This is a genomic window from Suilimivivens aceti (assembly GCF_025567405.1).
GTDB lineage: Bacteria > Bacillota > Clostridia > Lachnospirales > Lachnospiraceae > Suilimivivens > Suilimivivens aceti.
In genome coordinates this window covers 266,820-283,444 of record NZ_JAOQKJ010000005.1, presented here as the reverse complement: position 1 = coordinate 283,444, position 16,625 = coordinate 266,820, and the positions used below count along the sequence as shown (strand labels likewise).

Annotated in this window: 18 protein-coding genes and 1 tRNA gene; 4 read left to right on the top strand and 15 right to left on the bottom strand. The window is 45.6% G+C overall.

Annotation, left to right across the window (positions count from 1 at the left end):
- Nucleotides 1-237: 237 nt before the first annotated feature.
- Complete coding sequence (locus tag OCV77_RS07965; RefSeq protein ID WP_118798996.1) at nt 238-426, top strand: YjfB family protein; 189 nt, start codon at nt 238-240, stop codon at nt 424-426.
- A 41-nt stretch (nt 427-467) separates the two neighbouring features.
- Here OCV77_RS07965 and OCV77_RS07960 read toward each other — a convergent pair whose 3' ends face one another.
- The 4 genes from OCV77_RS07960 to OCV77_RS07945 form a co-directional block, all read right to left on the bottom strand.
- Nucleotides 468-1,385 carry a CPBP family intramembrane glutamic endopeptidase gene (locus OCV77_RS07960; protein WP_262574484.1) on the bottom strand — a complete coding sequence of 306 codons (918 nt, stop codon included), beginning with the start codon at nt 1,383-1,385 and terminating at the stop codon, nt 468-470.
- Nucleotides 1,375-2,226 (bottom strand): CvfB family protein, encoded by an 852-nt coding sequence (locus OCV77_RS07955; protein WP_262574496.1) that lies wholly within the window; start codon nt 2,224-2,226, stop codon nt 1,375-1,377. Before OCV77_RS07955 ends, OCV77_RS07960 begins: the two co-directional genes overlap by 11 nt.
- The gene (locus OCV77_RS07950; RefSeq protein WP_262574483.1) at nt 2,226-3,038 is read right to left on the bottom strand and encodes an acyl-[acyl-carrier-protein] thioesterase; all 813 of its coding nucleotides are present in this window, start codon (nt 3,036-3,038) and stop codon (nt 2,226-2,228) included. Before OCV77_RS07950 ends, OCV77_RS07955 begins: the two co-directional genes overlap by 1 nt.
- An 87-nt stretch (nt 3,039-3,125) precedes the next feature.
- Nucleotides 3,126-3,197 (bottom strand) — tRNA-Gln (locus OCV77_RS07945).
- A 256-nt stretch (nt 3,198-3,453) separates the two neighbouring features.
- Between OCV77_RS07945 and OCV77_RS07940 the strand changes: the two genes are divergently transcribed.
- Together OCV77_RS07940 and OCV77_RS07935 are read left to right on the top strand one after the other, a co-directional pair.
- The gene (locus OCV77_RS07940; RefSeq protein WP_262574482.1) at nt 3,454-4,125 is read left to right on the top strand and encodes a hypothetical protein; all 672 of its coding nucleotides are present in this window, start codon (nt 3,454-3,456) and stop codon (nt 4,123-4,125) included.
- A gap of 81 nt (nt 4,126-4,206) precedes the next feature.
- Nucleotides 4,207-5,514 (top strand): diguanylate cyclase domain-containing protein, encoded by a 1,308-nt coding sequence (locus tag OCV77_RS07935; RefSeq protein WP_262574481.1) that lies wholly within the window; start codon nt 4,207-4,209, stop codon nt 5,512-5,514.
- Between the two features lie 92 nt (nt 5,515-5,606).
- Here the strand turns inward: OCV77_RS07935 and OCV77_RS07930 are convergent, their stop codons facing one another.
- The 10 genes from OCV77_RS07930 to mtaB form a co-directional block, all read right to left on the bottom strand.
- Nucleotides 5,607-7,718 (bottom strand): glutamine synthetase III family protein, encoded by a 2,112-nt coding sequence (locus OCV77_RS07930; RefSeq protein ID WP_262574480.1) that lies wholly within the window; start codon nt 7,716-7,718, stop codon nt 5,607-5,609.
- 221 nt (nt 7,719-7,939) lie between these two features.
- The gene (locus OCV77_RS07925; RefSeq protein WP_262574478.1) at nt 7,940-9,178 is read right to left on the bottom strand and encodes a peptidase U32 family protein; all 1,239 of its coding nucleotides are present in this window, start codon (nt 9,176-9,178) and stop codon (nt 7,940-7,942) included.
- 27 nt (nt 9,179-9,205) lie between these two features.
- Nucleotides 9,206-9,847, bottom strand: a complete 642-nt coding sequence (locus OCV77_RS07920) for an O-methyltransferase (protein ID WP_118799002.1) — start codon at nt 9,845-9,847, stop codon at nt 9,206-9,208.
- Between the two features lie 15 nt (nt 9,848-9,862).
- Nucleotides 9,863-10,351 (bottom strand): endolytic transglycosylase MltG, encoded by a 489-nt coding sequence (locus OCV77_RS07915; protein ID WP_262574477.1) that lies wholly within the window; start codon nt 10,349-10,351, stop codon nt 9,863-9,865.
- Between the two features lie 18 nt (nt 10,352-10,369).
- Nucleotides 10,370-10,711, bottom strand: coding sequence for a YlbF/YmcA family competence regulator (locus OCV77_RS07910; RefSeq protein ID WP_262574475.1), 342 nt, complete (start codon nt 10,709-10,711; stop codon nt 10,370-10,372).
- Nucleotides 10,712-10,730: 19 nt separating this feature from the next.
- Nucleotides 10,731-12,404, bottom strand: a complete 1,674-nt coding sequence (locus OCV77_RS07905; protein ID WP_262574473.1) for a ribonuclease J — start codon at nt 12,402-12,404, stop codon at nt 10,731-10,733.
- A gap of 172 nt (nt 12,405-12,576) precedes the next feature.
- The gene (locus tag OCV77_RS07900; protein WP_118799006.1) at nt 12,577-12,834 is read right to left on the bottom strand and encodes a DUF1292 domain-containing protein; all 258 of its coding nucleotides are present in this window, start codon (nt 12,832-12,834) and stop codon (nt 12,577-12,579) included.
- 2 nt (nt 12,835-12,836) lie between these two features.
- Entirely contained in the window at nt 12,837-13,277 is a 441-nt protein-coding gene (ruvX, locus tag OCV77_RS07895) for a Holliday junction resolvase RuvX (protein ID WP_262574471.1), read from the bottom strand.
- Nucleotides 13,278-13,282: 5 nt separating this feature from the next.
- Nucleotides 13,283-13,543 carry an IreB family regulatory phosphoprotein gene (locus tag OCV77_RS07890; RefSeq protein WP_118799008.1) on the bottom strand — a complete coding sequence of 87 codons (261 nt, stop codon included), beginning with the start codon at nt 13,541-13,543 and terminating at the stop codon, nt 13,283-13,285.
- A gap of 76 nt (nt 13,544-13,619) precedes the next feature.
- Nucleotides 13,620-14,993 carry a tRNA (N(6)-L-threonylcarbamoyladenosine(37)-C(2))-methylthiotransferase MtaB gene (gene mtaB / locus OCV77_RS07885; protein WP_262574468.1) on the bottom strand — a complete coding sequence of 458 codons (1,374 nt, stop codon included), beginning with the start codon at nt 14,991-14,993 and terminating at the stop codon, nt 13,620-13,622.
- A 102-nt stretch (nt 14,994-15,095) separates the two neighbouring features.
- Between mtaB and OCV77_RS07880 the strand changes: the two genes are divergently transcribed.
- Nucleotides 15,096-15,326, top strand: a complete 231-nt coding sequence (locus OCV77_RS07880; protein ID WP_262574467.1) for an HPr family phosphocarrier protein — start codon at nt 15,096-15,098, stop codon at nt 15,324-15,326.
- Nucleotides 15,327-15,416: 90 nt separating this feature from the next.
- Here the strand turns inward: OCV77_RS07880 and thiI are convergent, their stop codons facing one another.
- Nucleotides 15,417-16,601 (bottom strand): tRNA uracil 4-sulfurtransferase ThiI, encoded by a 1,185-nt coding sequence (gene thiI / locus OCV77_RS07875; RefSeq protein ID WP_118799011.1) that lies wholly within the window; start codon nt 16,599-16,601, stop codon nt 15,417-15,419.
- Between the last annotated feature and the right edge of the window lie 24 nt (nt 16,602-16,625).

Here is a 16,625-nt window from a genome sequence, read left to right as displayed (position 1 = left end):
CAAAAGTGGAAAGTCGGGTACAAAATTTGCAGGTCGCTTTCAAAATGTGAAACTCGTTTACAAAACGGGAATCTCGGATGACTATTGAACTTATTCATGTTTTTTCTCAAAAAAATCCTGTTTTTTCCTTATACAAGATAAACAAAATGATTTCCTGTTTTATTTATGGGAAATATGTGCTATACTATAGAGGCAAAAGAAATGCAATCCACGATACGGAGAAAGGATGGTGTCGTTATGAATATTCCCGAATTATCTACAGCCTTGTCCAGCAGCAGGCTTTTAAACCAGGTTGGAACTGCCATGCTGAGCAAATCTCTCGACGATGCAGAATCGGCAGGCGCAGGCATGATTCAGATGATGGACCGTTCCATGGAGCTGTCTGTGAATCCTTCGGTAGGAAGCAATATTGACGTTCTTATTTAGGGAACCTGATCCCCACAGATCATATGGTCTGTGGGGAATTTTTATCCTACGATCTCCGTATATATGATCATTATGATGCAGAACAGAACTGCCAGCACTAACGGTACAGAAATCATTTTCTCCTTCTTTTCCTTCCGCTTCTCAAGAATCTCCATCAGCACGCCCCTGCGGTTTTCATTCTTACTCATCCACACAAGGATCATCCATGCAAAGGGTGCCATGATCGCCGCTATGATCAGAAAGCTTCCCGCTGCCATGGCCAGTGTTCCATTTGTAAGCTGCGTTGCAGAATCACTGTAGATATCCGGATTTGCTGTCATCATAATGCGCATCAGGAATACCTGGCTGGAATTGATCAGCACATGGTAAAAAACGGATGCCCACAGACTTCCTGAAGCCTCCACCAAAAGTACCGCCAGTACCCCCATGAGAAAAGCATAAATTGCCTGATTCACATTCATATGGATCAGGGCAAACAACAGCGCTGACAGCAGCATGGCCTGGAAGGCACTTCCTGATTTCCGATAGCCCCGGTAATAAATACCACGGCAGAGAAGCTCTTCACAAAACGGAGCAAAAATACCTGCAGAAAAGAGTAATGGCAGAAACGCGATCTGTCCCATATCGGTTGTTTCCATGGCTTCTATCACCCGATTTGTGGTAAAAAACTGGGACAGCAGATTTGCCAGGGAAATCAACGGCATGCTGAAAAGGGTAAACGGGATCACTGCCAGCAGGGTACCGGTCTTTATCCTGTGAAAGGAAAGAAACTCTACTTTCTCCTTCTCGGAAAACAGGAATACCACAAATCCCGGCAGCACCATCATGGATTCGCAGATCAGATTATTCAGGACAACATTTTCCAATATATAGGGGCAGAAAGCACTGATGGCAAATACGCCTCCTACATAAATTATGACTGAAACGAGAAACGCAAGATTTACTTTTTTACTGTTCATAACTGCTGATCCTGTCTGCTGTAATTTCTGCCACTCTCTGCTTATAAAGATTGCCGGCGGCACGTTTGAATTCATTTTTGCTCATGCCTGTCAGCTCCCTGATCTTATCCGGTGCCGATTTATCCCCTATGGGAAGGCTGCCTCCTGCCTCCCGGATCAGTGTCAGGAGCTTTTCAGCATCCTCGCCCATCTGCACATATGCCTTTTCGCGGAGACTTAAGGAAAGCTTTCCATCTTCCTTCACCTCTGTCACACGGGCAGTGATCCTGTCACCTACGCGGATGCCTTCTGCCGGTTCCTTCCTCGGGATCAGGGCAGAGAAACAGTCATCCACCGCCACAAAGGTACCAAAGTTGGAACTGATCTCATAAACAATTCCCTCTACCTTGTCATCCTTCTGGTAAGAACTGTCCGTCCGCAGGAAATGATAGACCTTCATGGATGCACACAGTCTTCCGCTCTTATCTACGTAAAGAGTTACCAGACACTGTTCTCCAGGCTTCACAGGCGCAGTCTGCTGCTTAAAGGGCAGGAACAGATCCTTTTCCAGCCCCCAGTCAAGAAACGCACCGATCCGTCCCACCTGCTTCACAGTAAGGACTGCCAGTCCTCCCACCTGAAGCATGGGCTCTCTTGTAGTTGCTATCAGCCGGTCCTCAGAATCTCTGTAAATAAAAACTGACAGGCTGTCTGCCACCTCAGTTCCCTCCGGCACCTGTTTGATCGGAAGCAGCACCCGGTCTGCCGGATCCTGTGCTTCCTTATCCAGGCTGTCAGAAAGATATACACCAAAATCCACTTTCTTTACTACCGTAAGTAACTGCTTTTTCCCTACTTCTATCATGCGTTTTCTCCGTTCTCTTCAATCTCTACGATACAACAGGTTTCATTCTCCTGATTTCTCAGATCTACCACATAACCACCCTTCTCTGTCCTTACAATATAAGGAGTTAACACCTCATGAAGCCTTACCTGCTTCTTGTACTCTGCACGGAGCTGGCTGATATGGCAATCCTTCTGTAAGCTGTCTATAGCGATCCTCACATACTGGCCATTATTCACATGATGGTTCGTATCCAGATGATGCGGTCTGATCAGAACCTCTTCGCCCTTTACCGCCCCATCCGGGATCCTGATCTTTCTTGGTGCATATTCCATATCAATCTTTTCACCAAGAACATACTTCTCCAGCATTTCCTCCGTGGGACGCATGGGACCTGCCGTTTCAATATTGATCAGGCTGAACAGGGCATTGGCACAGGCAATCCTCTTTCCTGATGCATCCTCCATCACAAAGTTACGGAAACCCATAAACCCTTTAAATTCGTAAGGCTGGGTTCCTACCGTTACCACTTCTCCCAGTACCGGATATCTGTCTACTATGATCTGCCAGCTGCTGAGCACCCATACCATATTTTTCTCTCTTAAATATTCAATCCCAACTCCCAGATCCTCTGACTGGAATGTGGAACAGTCCTGGAAATAATCCAGAAGCGCTTCCGGTTTCAGATGTCCGGACTCATCCAGTTCACTGTATCTGATCCTCGCCTGATAGCTGTACATAAATTCTGATTCTGCCTTTCCTCTTATGTCTGCCCTTTCATTTCTTTTATGCAGACCCATGTCCCTTAGTATATCACGTTTTTGTGTCATCTGTCACCTCCAGAACCTGCCTCCGCAGCTTCCTTATGGGCACCGGGTAACAAAAACCCCAAAGGTCTTTCCTTTGGGGTTTCAAAGCTGGGCTACAAGGATTCGAACCTTGAAATGACGGAGTCAGAGTCCGTTGCCTTACCGTTTGGCGATAGCCCAATATACTATTCTGTGCTTGAGCACTTGGATATAATACCTCATTTCAATCATAAATTCAAGTACTTTTTTAAATTTTTTTAATTTTTTCTTTTTCCCGGCTTGATCTTTGTTACTTTTTTATCAAGATGTTTTTTTTTAGATACTTGGCCTGTTTTCACCTGAAAATGATTTGCAAGCGTATCAAAATTTGTTATTCTTAACCATAAGAAACATTCAACTATATAAGTTACAGGAATACAGGAGGCACACTACATACATGAGATATTTTTTTAATGGCAAAATAGAGAAACAGGATAATTTTTTCAGTATCCGCATTCCCTTTAATGTATGGGAAGTCTGCAAACAGCGTGACGTCATTCCGGCTGATCTGGTTCTGGATAATAAAATCATCGCCTGTGAACTTCTTCCTGAAGAGAAGGGTATTTACAAAATCCATCTGACTACAGACGATGTTGCCCATATCAACACCGATGACACTCATAAATTACTGCTTCATATACAGGGCAGCATTATCCAGGTTAATCAAAACAGTCCTTACAGCTTTGATGATCCCATCCGCAAGATCGATAATATCCAGATCATCATCCAGCCTGGGGACGGACTCTGCGGTCAGGCCTGTGTAGCCATGCTTGCCGGTGTGACCATTGCAGAAGTGATCAGTGTAATGGACTGCAGGGAATGGCAGGGGACCATGGGACGCATGATTTCCGCCCTGAACCACTACGGCATTGATCACAGTGATGTTATTGTTTACACAGAAGGGCAGGAGGCTACCCTCCCCAAATGCTGCATCCTTATGGAACGTATGGGACTTTACTGCCACTACCTGATCCACTTTGATGGCAGATTTTATGATCCAAGCCTCGGCGTTATGACTGAATATGACATGAGCCAGCTCCTTGGTTATCTGGAAATCAAAGTTAACTGATGATGCAGAATCCGCCAGGTATATATCATTGCAGATATATCTGACGGATTTTTCTAAATGTGTGAAAGGCGAAAGCTGCTTATGATGAAGGAATTACTGCATACATTTTTCCAGCATTATCTGGAAGATCGAAATCTAAATGCCACCCTTGCCATGCTTTCTGATCAGATTGTCAGTATCGGTACCGGTGAACAGGAAATTGCCAAAAACAAAGAAGAGCTGACAGATCTTTTAAAAAAGGAATTTCAGGAAATGCCAGGCTCCCTGCACTTTCAGTTTACCGAGTACCAGGAAACTCCTGTTGGTTCTGAGGGCTATTGTATTTTTGCCCGGATTCATGTTCAGTTTGAGGAAGGCGACGATCTTATTGAAATGGATACCCGTTTCACCGGTGTTGCCGGTCTGGAAAAGGATGGCTGGAAGCTGCTTTCTCTCCATATGTCCACCTCTAACCAGGTACAGGAGGATCAGGAATTTTTCCCATTGCGCTACGGCAGACAGGCAATTGCCAAAATGTCCTCTGAGTCCAGTGCCAGATTGATGGAACTGGTTTCCAAGTCTCTTCCTGGCGGTATCATGGGTGGCTATCTGGAAGCGGGCTTCCCTCTTTATACGATTAATGACAGAATGCTTGAAATTCTTGGCTATACTTACGAGGAACTGGCAGCTGCAACTGATGAAAAGATGATGAACATTATCTACGAAGAAGATCAGAAACGTGTCGAAGAAAGTATCAGTCAGCAGTTCTTGAATGGAAATGAATATGAAATAGAATACCGCATTGTCGGCAAAGGTGGAAAACTCACCTGGGTCAACGACATTGGAAAAAAGATCGTCACTGAAGATGGCCGGGAAGCCATGATCAGTATTATGACAGATATTTCTGACAGACGGGCACGCGAAAAACAGCTGATCCAGGAAGCATACTACGATCCCCTGACTGGCCTCTACAATCGCAAAAAAGCTATCAGCCTCTATAAAGAGGCTTTTGCCAATGGTCAAAAGGGTACTTTCTTTATCTGTGATATAGATAACTTTAAAAGTCTCAATGATACAGAAGGCCATATAGCAGGAGATCATGTTCTTATATTCCTTGCCAGACTGATCAGTGACCGGACCAAAGAGCTTGCTATTTCTGCGCGGCTCGGCGGGGATGAATATATGCTGTTTTTCCCATCTCCCACAGAGACAGAAGAAGCTGTACATCTCATGAAATCCATTCAGACAACCTTTGCTGCCGCTACAAAAGAAGCCTATCCCGAGCTTTCCATTTCCTTAAGTGTAGGTGGTGTGGTCCGCAAGGAGAATGAAGATTTCCGTTCCCTTTACAGGCAGGCTGACACCGCCCTGTATCTGGCAAAGCATCAGAAAGGAAGTCTGCAGATCTGAGGCATCAGCACATATCTTTCACTGAAAGAGGAGCACTGCCAGCCGACAGTGCTCCTCTTTACTTTCTTAATATTATGTTTTTCGGATAAATCCTATACTTCAAACATCAGATCAGCGTAGGTCGGGAACGGCCATACCTTCTTATCAACGATCATTTCCAGTTCGTCAGCAGGCTTTCTCAGTGCATCCATAGCAGCCTTGACAACATCCTTGTAATAGAATGCCTGATCCTTTGCATTTTCCATAGCTGCTGCCTTTGCTTCCACCTCTTCCAGCTTTGCCAGCGCTGTCTTCATTTCTGTAAGCTTTGCAGATACCTCCTTCAGCAGTTCTGTCTGAACCTCTGCATCAGCACCAGCCTCCTTAACAGCAAGAACAGAATCTGCAAGGGACTTGCTGTATTTGATAACAGCAGGAATGATCTCCTTGCTTGCCATATCAACCATGGTAAGAGCCTCAATATTAATGGTCTTTGCATAGATCTCATATAAGACCTCTTCTCTGGACTCCAGCTCAGCCTTGGTGAAAATACCAAACTTCTCAAACAGCTTAACTGCCTTATCGGTAGTCAGAGTCTCTACTGCCTCGATCATGGATCTGATGTTTGGAAGTCCTCTTCTCTCTGCTTCTGCAACCCATTCATCTGAATAACCATTACCATTAAAGATGATCCTCTGATGCTCTGTCAGATATTCTTTGATCAGATCATGAACAGCAACATCGAAATCATCTGCCTTCTCCAGAATATCGGCAGCCTCGCAGAAAGCTTCTGCAACGATCGCATTCAGTGTGGTGTTCGGACTTCCGATAGAATCTGCAGATCCTACCATACGGAACTCAAACTTGTTTCCGGTAAATGCGAAAGGTGAGGTTCTGTTTCTGTCGGTTGCATCCTTTTCAAAATCGGGCAGTGTGGATACACCTGTTGCCAGCTTGCCACCCTGTAATACATGGGCTGCCTCACCTGTTTCCACAAGCTGCTTTACCACATCCTCAAGCTGCTCGCCAAGGAAAATAGAAATGATAGCCGGAGGTGCTTCATTTGCTCCAAGTCTGTGATCATTTCCTACATCAGATGCACTCTGACGGAGCAGATCCGCATGGACATCAACTGCCTTGATAATGCAGGCAAGTACCAGCAGGAACTGGATATTTTCATTCGGTGTATCACCGGGATCCAGAAGATTTACCCCGTTATCTGTTCCGAGTGACCAGTTATTGTGCTTACCGGAGCCATTGACACCGGCAAAAGGCTTCTCATGAAGCAGACAGGTCAGTCCGTGCCGTCCTGCTACCTTCTTCATGGTTTCCATAACAAGCTGGTTATGGTCTACTGCAATATTTGCTGTCTCATAAATCGGTGCCAGCTCGTGCTGTGCAGGTGCTACCTCGTTGTGCTGTGTCTTGGCAGTTACACCAAGCTTCCACAGCTCAATATTCAGGTCTTTCATGTATGCACCAATTCTCTCACGGATGGTGCCGAAGTAATGATCCTCCAGCTCCTGACCCTTCGGAGCCGGTGCGCCGAAAAGGGTACGTCCTGCAAAGATCAGGTCTTCTCTCTTTAAATATTTATCTCTGTCAACGAGGAAATACTCCTGCTCAGGTCCTACACTCGCCACTACCTTGGTCGCCCCTGTATTACCAAACAGTCTTACAATACGAAGTGCCTGCTCACTGATCGCTTCCATGGAACGGAGCAGAGGTGTCTTCTTATCCAGTGCTTCACCTTTATAGGAGCAGAACGCTGTGGGGATGCAGAGGATCACACCTGTAGCATCTTCCTTTAAAAATGCCGGGGAGGTAATATCCCATGCTGTATATCCTCTTGCCTCAAAGGTAGCTCTCAGACCACCTGAAGGGAAGGAAGAAGCATCCGGTTCACCCTTGATCAGCTCTTTACCGGAGAACTCCATCAGCATCTTTCCGTTTTCATCCGGATGTGAAACAAATGAATCATGCTTTTCTGCCGTAATTCCTGTCAAAGGCTGGAACCAGTGTGTATAATGGGTTGCGCCATTCTCAATTGCCCAGTCCTTCATTGCTTTGGCAACTACATCTGCCGTCTCAAGGCTAAGCTCGCCGCCCTGATCCATGATCTTAACAACTTCCTTGTAAACGCTCTTCGGTAAACGCTCTCTCATAGTTGCCCTGGTAAATACTTTGCTTCCGAAAAGTTCTTCGATGTTCAGTACTTCACTCATGTTTTAATCTTCCTTTCCTGTTTGAATAAAAATCGGTACAAAAAAATGCCCCAAACAAACCATTTGGAACATCTTCGTTCGATTCATGTTGAAAGGACTTTTCCCTTCGTTTCCTTAAAGATACCCCATTCATATAAAAAAAGCAATACCCTTTTTTATTTTTGGTTGTTTTCGATAAAATGCCTCATCAATTATTGTATACAAGTATGCAAATTGCACATTTACGCTTTGATGCGCAGTAAATCATACATTTCCGGTTCTTCTGAAAGCTCTATCCACAGACTCTGCTTCGGATGTGGGGCACTTTCCATCTCTTCTCCTTCCTCTGTGTGGATTGCAAGCACAGCAGCCTCTGTGTTTCTTCCATCCGGACGCATGATCTCGATTTCATCACCCACAGAAAACTTGTTTCTCTGCGTGATTTTTCCCAGATACCCTTTTCTCTCCCCTCTCTCCCTGGTCTCCTCAATAATACCAAGGTAAATATATTCATTAATATAGGTATTGGAATCATAGATCTGGGCTTCCTCGGAAGGCTTTCCGAAGTAGAAGCCTGTAGTAAACTGTCTGTAGGTACACTTGGCGATCTCTGCCTTGTACCATTCCATGTTCTCCCGGTATTTCTCCTCTGATTCAAGGTAATCATCAATGGCCTTGCGGTAGGTTCTTGCCACCGTCGCCACGTAAAGTGCCGTTTTCATCCGTCCTTCGATCTTGAAGCTGTCGATCCCGGCCTTTATCATCTCCGGAATATGCTCGATCATGCAAAGATCCTTGGAATTGAACAGGAAGGTTCCCCTTTCATTCTCATATACTGGCAGATATTCTCCAGGTCTGCTCTCTTCCATTACTGCATATTTCCAGCGGCAGGGATGCGTACAGGCTCCCTGGTTGGCATCTCTTCCAGTAAAATAATTGCTGAGCAGGCATCTTCCGGAATAAGAAATACACATAGCTCCATGGATAAAGCTTTCGATCTCCAGATCCTCCGGTATTCTCTCCCTGATCTCTGCGATCTCTGCAAGGGAAAGCTCTCTTGCACAGACAACACGCTTTGCTCCCATTTCATGCCAGAAACGGAAGGTCATATAATTGGTATTATTGGCCTGTGTGGAAATGTGGATCTCTATCCCAGGGCAGATCTTTTTTGCCAGCGTAAACATACCAGGATCAGAAATGATCAGGGCATCCGGCGCAAGCTCTCTCAGCTCTTCAAAATACTTCTCTGCCTCATCAATGTCCTTATTATGGGCAAGAATATTGGCGGTCACATGTACCTTCACCCCATTTGCATGGGCAAAAGCAATTCCCTCCGCCATATCTTCTCTGGAAAAGTTTCTTGCCTTTGCACGAAGGCTGAACGCTTCTCCTCCAATATATACAGCATCTGCTCCAAACCTGACTGCTGTTTTTAAAACCTCCAGGCTGCTTGCCGGGATCAGTAATTCCGGTTTTCTCATTCTTCCTACTCCTTACGTTTTCAAATCCTACAGCTTTACGCTTACGGTCACACCATCGCCCACAGGCAGGATATCTGTCACAAGCTGGTCATTATGCTTCAATTCATACAGGTATTCCCTCATCCGGCTGTGTATCGTGCGGTTTCTCCTTGTCACGGCATAACGGGATTCCATAACATCCCCATCCTGCAGTACATTATCCGACACCAGGATACCTCCCTTTTTCAGAAGCCGCATCACATCCGGCAGAAAATGGATATACTGTCCTTTGGCAGCATCCATGAAGATCATATCATAGGGTTCCTGTAATGTCTTCAGAATTTCTGTGGCATCCCCTTCCAACAGGGTAATACTCTCTTCCTTTCCCGCTTTCCTGAAATTCTCACGGGCGATTGGAATTCTTTTTTCATAATTCTCTATCGTGGTGATCTGGCAGTCAGGCCTGCCATATTCACTCATAAATAACGCAGAAAAACCAATGGCCGTCCCAACCTCCAGAATGCGCTCAGGCTGCTTCATGGAAAGAAGCAGCTTTAAGAAGCTCTGCATCTGTGGTCTGATGACAGGTACATTGGTCTCTCTTGCATATTGTTCCAGTTCATTTAAAAAGGGGGTATTCCCTGTATCGAAGGAATTGATAAACGTGCTGATTCTTTCTTCCGTGATCATAACTGTTCTGCTCCTTTATTCTGTTACCATTCCTTCGGCACCTTCTTCTATGCTTCCCTCTTCATAATACTCTTCCGGTTCCTCTCCCATTTCTTCAGGATCCCCGTCATCTCCGTCTGTGGATGTATTATCCTCTGCGGTTACCGGTGTAGACATAACTGCCAGCATCTCTTCTGCCGTCATGGATGTGCTCAGATCATATATTCCCGGAAGAATCTTATCGTGATAACCGGAAAGCAGTTCCTGTACACAAAACAGTCTTGCATCCTCTATCAGTCCCTTCTCTTCCAGCATCTGTGCCACATCCTTAATATCCGCATCCTCCGCAACACCTACCGTGATCGTTCTCCCCTCTAACTGGGAAACCGGCTGATCGGCAAATACCCTGTATCCGAATTCATAGGCCGAAGTAGCTGTCCGGAATACAAACATAATAACGATCACAAGAACGATCGCCTTTATGATAGCTTCTACTACAGCTCCTACCAGATATTTTCCATTCATAAGCCTCTTTTCCTTTCTTTACAGGGGAAATTCCATGTCAAAATCAATTGCCTCTGTTACCCGCAGATTAACCTCCTGCATCATTCTGCAGAAAGCCAGCTCTGCCCTGAAAAAATCATCTACCACCGGATCTTCCCGGAACCTTTCCAGTTCCTCTGCCAGAGCTTCGATCCTCTCATCCATATCTCTGCCATCACTCTGCTGGAGTTCATAGTTTTTCCTGCGGAACTCATTCACTCTCTGGTATTTTTCAGGATTCTGCCGGATCAGAAAAAGCTGCTCCTGATAGTTTTTGTAAACATCGGTATTCCTGATCGTCTCTGCATACCTTTCTGTTGCGTCGATTAAACTCTGCTCCATGGTAAAAGTCCCTGCTTTCCTATACTTCCATAATGATCGGAAGAATCATTGGCCGGCGCTTTGTCTTTTTCCATACATAATCCCCAAGGGAATCCTTGATGGCACTCTTCAGCTTGCCCCAGTCTGAAATACCTCTGTCGAGACAGCCATTTACCGCCTCGCTGACTACGACATGTGCTTCTTCCATCAGTTCATCGGATTCTCTTACATATACAAATCCTCTGGATACGATATCCGGGCCGCTGACAAGCTGATCCGTTGCTCCATCCAGGGAAAGGACTACGATCATGATACCATCCTCCGCCAGATGCTGTCTGTCACGGAGAACGATATTTCCAACATCCCCGACACCAAGGCCGTCCACCAGAATGTCACCTACCGGTACCTTGCCGGTTACTTCTGCAGACTCCTCTGACATTTCCAGTACATCACCGGATCGCAGGATAAAGATCCTCTCCTTATCAATGCCAAGCTCCCTTGCGATCTTCGCCTGTGCTATCAGATGCTTGTATTCTCCATGGACAGGGATTGCATATCTGGGATGAACCAGAGAATAGATCAGCTTGATCTCTTCCTGGCAGGCATGTCCGGAAACATGGACATCCTGAAAGATAACATCCGCTCCCTTGACAAGAAGCTCATTGATCACATTGGTGACTGCCTTTTCATTTCCCGGGATCGGATTGGAGGAAAAGATAACTGTATCCCCCGGGCCTATGGAAATCTTCTTGTGATTGTCCTCTGCCATACGGCTCAAGGCTGCCATGCTTTCTCCCTGGCTTCCCGTAGTGATGATGACAGTCTTTTCTCTCGGATAATTCTTGAGCTGCTCGATGTCGATCAGTGTCTTATCCGGTATGCTCAGGCATCCGAGGTTCGTCGCAACCTCAATGATATTGACCATGCTGCGGCCTTCTACGACTACCTTTCTGCCAAACTTATAGGCGGAATTGATGATCTGCTGCACTCTGTCCACATTGGACGCAAAGGTGGCGATCAGGATCCTTGTATTCTTATGTTCCTCAAACAGGGCATCAAATGTCTTGCCAAGGGTTCTTTCAGAAGGGGTAAAGCCAGGACGCTCTGCATTCGTGGAGTCGCACATAAGGGCAAGGACTCCCTTCTTTCCAAGCTCTGCAAATCTCTGCAGATCGATGGCATCTCCAAATACCGGTGTGTAATCCACCTTGAAATCGCCGGTGTGCACAACAATACCGGCCGGAGAATAAATAGCCAGCGCTGCTGCATCTACAATACTGTGATTGGTCTTGATAAATTCAATCCGGAACTGCCCAAGGTTGATGGACTGTCCGAACTTCACAACCTTCCTCTTTACCTGTCCGGTCAGGTTGTGCTCCTTCAGCTTATTCTCGATCAGACCCATCGTCAGTCTGGTCGCATAAACCGGTACATTGATCTCCTTTAATACATAAGGAAGTGCACCGATATGATCCTCATGTCCATGCGTGATCACAAATCCCTTTACCTTTTCGATATTGTTCTTCAAATAGGTAATATCCGGAATGACAAGATCAATTCCCAGCATGTCATCCTCCGGGAAGGAAAGACCGCAGTCTACCACAACAATACTGTCCTCATATTCAAAGGCAGTAATGTTCATACCAATCTGTTCCAGACCTCCAAGCGGGATCACTTTCAGTCTGGAACCCTTATTTTGTTCCTTTTTTTTCAAATATACTTACCTCCATACTCCGTCCACCGGCTGATGCATTCTCCTGTGGCAGAAAGCAGTATCAGCACGTCCCATACCTCTGTTTCCTCCGCCTGCATGGTATGTTTCCTGCTGCTGATCCCTTATCTGTCATCCGGTCTATGCCCGCCCGGTCTCACTGTTACCTGTTATTTCAGGGTTCAATTTCTATATCTTCAAGCATGCTTTCGAAAACTGACGCAACCGCAGCCAGCTCCGTATCTTCCTCTACGATCTCGTAGATGCTATCCGTATCTTCTTCCTGAGGGATCTCCTTTAAAATGAGTGCATCACAGTCCCCCTCTTCTTCCTCTGTTACCAGAAGATAATGCCTGCCTCCGATCATGGTCTGCTCCAGGACATAAAACCAGGCAGTGCCTTCTCCTTCCAGAGTAAATGCTATTTTTTCCAAATCTAAACCTCTTCCTGTGCTTTTCTCTGCTGCAGATCAAGATATCCCTGCAGAATAAGTGTTGCAGCAATCTTATCCACATATTCCTTACGGTGTTCTCTCCGGATACCGGCTTCCATCATCGTTTTATCTGCCGCCACCGTGGTCAGTCTCTCATCCCAGAGATGTACCGGAAGACCAGTCCGTCTCTCCAGCTTCTCTGCGAACTCCTTCGTCAGCTCCACTCTTGTGCCTTCTGTATCATTCATATGCTTCGGAAGGCCAAGAACAATCTCTCCGATCTGATATACCTCGATCAGTTCCTCAATCCTTGCCAGCGTCCTGCGCAGCTTATTCTCTTCTTTTCTTCTGATGATCTCTATTCCCTGAGCGGTAATCAGCAGCGGGTCACTGATGGCAACCCCGACTGTTTTCGCTCCGAAATCCAGTCCCATAATTCTCATACCCGTTATTCCCAGCCGTTATTCTTAATATATTCTGTCAGAAGCTCTTCTACAAGCTCATCTCTCTCCACCTTCATGATAAGACTTCTTGCATTGTGGTAGCTGGTGATATATGTGGGATCTCCGGACATGATATATCCTACGATCTGATTAACCGGATTATAGCCCTTTTCTGTCAGTGCATGATAAACCTCATCAAGGATCATCTTCACACTGTTATTGTCTGTCTCTACTCTGAAAAACTGTGTATTTCCTAAATCCTGCATAGTTTCACCCCTTATAGTAAACCCTGTATTTTACTATATTACTCTATTTTCCCCTAAAATTCAATGGTGCTTGTTTTCACATCTTCATGAAAAGCAGAATATCTGGTTTCAGCATCTGCGTAAACTGTCCCTTCAGGATCTGTCCGCTGACCTCCTCCTCTGTCTCAAACGCAGCACGGATATACTCCTTGCTGTGTCCTACCTGATATCGCTTTCCGTCAATTTCCTTCTCTTCTTCAAAAAGAATACTGGTTTCCTTATGTAAATGTCTCTCCCGGTATGCTGCGGACTGCTTCTGCTCAAGGACAAGCAATCTGTCACTTCTTGCAGCCTTGACATCCTCCGGCACCTGATCCTTCCTTGCTGCTGCCACGGTTCCCTGACGCATGGAATATTTAAACACATGCATTTCATAGAATCCGACCTTCTCAAGAAAACGTTCTGTTTCTGCAAACTCCTCCTCTGTTTCCCCCGGGAAGCCAACGATCACATCTGTGGTGATGGCCGGATCTTCAAAAAAACTGCGCAGGATCTCTACACGCTCATAGTATTCCCCTGCCGTATATTTCCTATTCATGCGCTCCAACACACTATCACAGCCGCTCTGCAGGGAAAGATGAAAATGGGGACAGAATTTGTCCATCTTTGCAAGCCCCTCTGCAAGCTTCCCGGTAATGATCCTGGGCTCCAGCGAGCCAAGGCGGATCCGCTCGATCCCTTCTGTCTTCTGGATCTCACTGATCAGGGCAAGCAGTCTGTCGCAGGGAAAATCCTCTCCCTTTCCCACATTGGTCCTGCCATCCAGATCAAGACCATAGGAGCTGATATGGATCCCGGTCAGCACCACTTCCTTATAGCCGTTTCCTGCAAGTGTCCTGACCTCCTCAAGGATCTCTTCCATCTGTCGGCTTCTGACTCTTCCCCTTGCATAGGGAATAATACAATAGGAACAGAACTGGTTGCAGCCATCCTGAATCTTGATATAGGCACGCTTATGCTCTGCCGTCCGCTTTAACTGCATGGATTCATACTCACAGGTATGGCTGATATCGATCACAGTCCGGCCTTCCAGCGTTTTATCCATATCTGCAGTGCCCTCTTCTCTTGCTGCAAGGAACTCCTCCAGAATCGGGATCAGGTCTTTTTTCTTATTATTACCAACTGCCAGGTCAATGCCCTCATCCAGAAGAGCCTGTTCCCCACCGGTCTGTACATAACAGCCAACCGCCACCACTACAGCATCCGGGTTCTTCTTTTTGGCACGGTGCAGCATCTGTCTGCTCTTTCTGTCTGCAATATTTGTTACCGTACATGTATTGATAATATAAATGTCTGCTTTCTCATCAAAAGGTACAATTTTATATCCTTTTTCTTGTAACATTTGTTGCATATAATCCATTTCGTAGCCGTTTACTTTACAGCCAAGATTGTGTAATGCTACACTTTTCATGTTATTCTCCACTTTTTTTGTGTTGTTTTATCATTGACTTTTTCCTTTTCAACCCTTACTATAATAGCATGAAGGTATGAAAAAATTAAGGAGGTAATTACAATGAAAACAATTCAGATTTCATTAAATTCTATCGACAAGGTAAAATCTTTTGTAAACGATATTACAAAGTTTGATTATGACTTCGATTTAGTTTCTGGCAGATACGTAATCGACGCTAAGTCTATTATGGGTATCTTCTCCTTAGACTTATCCAAGCCGATCGACTTAAATATCCATGCAGAAGACAATGCTGAAGAGGTTCTTGCAGTATTAAAGCCTTACATGGTATAGTTTAATGAGCCACGGAAGGATGCATGCATTCTTCCACTCAGACCAGAAGATTTTTAAACGACACATTCATCGAATGTGTCGTTTTTTGTTTCACTCTTCTTTTACAATGATCACTTCATCCGTTTCCAGTGCTGTCTTCATAAGTTCATCAATCTTCTCTTCCAGATTCTGCTCATGACGTTTGATAATATTCAGATTCGGCTTGGTCACCGGATGCTTTGCCACAAAGATCGTACAGCAGTCCTCATAGGGCAGGATGGACGTTTCATAGGTACCGATCTTCTCGGATACATCTACGATCTCCATTTTGTCGAAGCCGATCAGCGGGCGGAATACCGGAAGTGTACAGACCTCATTGGTCACGCCAAGGGACTGCACTGTCTGGGAAGCCACCTGTCCGATGCTTTCACCGGTGATCAATGCCAGACACTCTGTTTCCCTGGCGATCTGCTCTGCGATCTTCATCATATATCTTCTCATGATGATCGTCAGTTCATCATGAGGACACTTTTCATAAATATAAAGCTGGATATCTGTAAAATTGATGACATGAAGGTAAATCGGACCTGCATAACGGGATACCTGTCTTGCCAGATCCACCACCTTCTGCTTTGCCCTGTCGCTGGTATACGGCGGTGCATGGAAATAAACTGCATCAATCTTCACACCTCTCTTTGCAATCATGTAACCGGCTACTGGGGAATCAATACCACCAGATAAGAGCAGCATGGCCTTACCATTGCTTCCAACTGGCATACCGCCGGGTCCCGGGATCACCTCTGAATACAGATAGATCTTTTCACGGATCTCCACATTCAGCATCACATCTGGCTTATGCACATCCACGGTCAGCTCCGGAAATGCATCCAGGATCACAGCGCCGAGCTCCACATTCAGTTCCATGGAATTCAATGGATAATTCTTTCTGGCTCTTCTTGCCTGTACCTTAAAAGAGAAGTGCTTGTCCGGATATACGTCATCCATATACTTTACTACCGCTTCTCCCAGCTTCTCAAAGCCCTCATCCTCCACATGGACCATGGGACAGATGCCGGAAATACCAAATACTGTCTTCAGATTATCTATGGTTTCATCATAATCAAAATCAGAGGCCGCTTCCACATAGATTCTTCCCGGTGTACGGGTTACAGAAAACTCTCCCTCGCATCTCTTCAGTGCATATCTGATCTGCTTTACCAGGGCTTCTTCAAACAGATAGCGGTTTTTTCCTTTTACGCCGATCTCAGCGTATTTAATTAAAAATGCTGTAAACATATGCTTCCTCTTATGCTCCGGCCC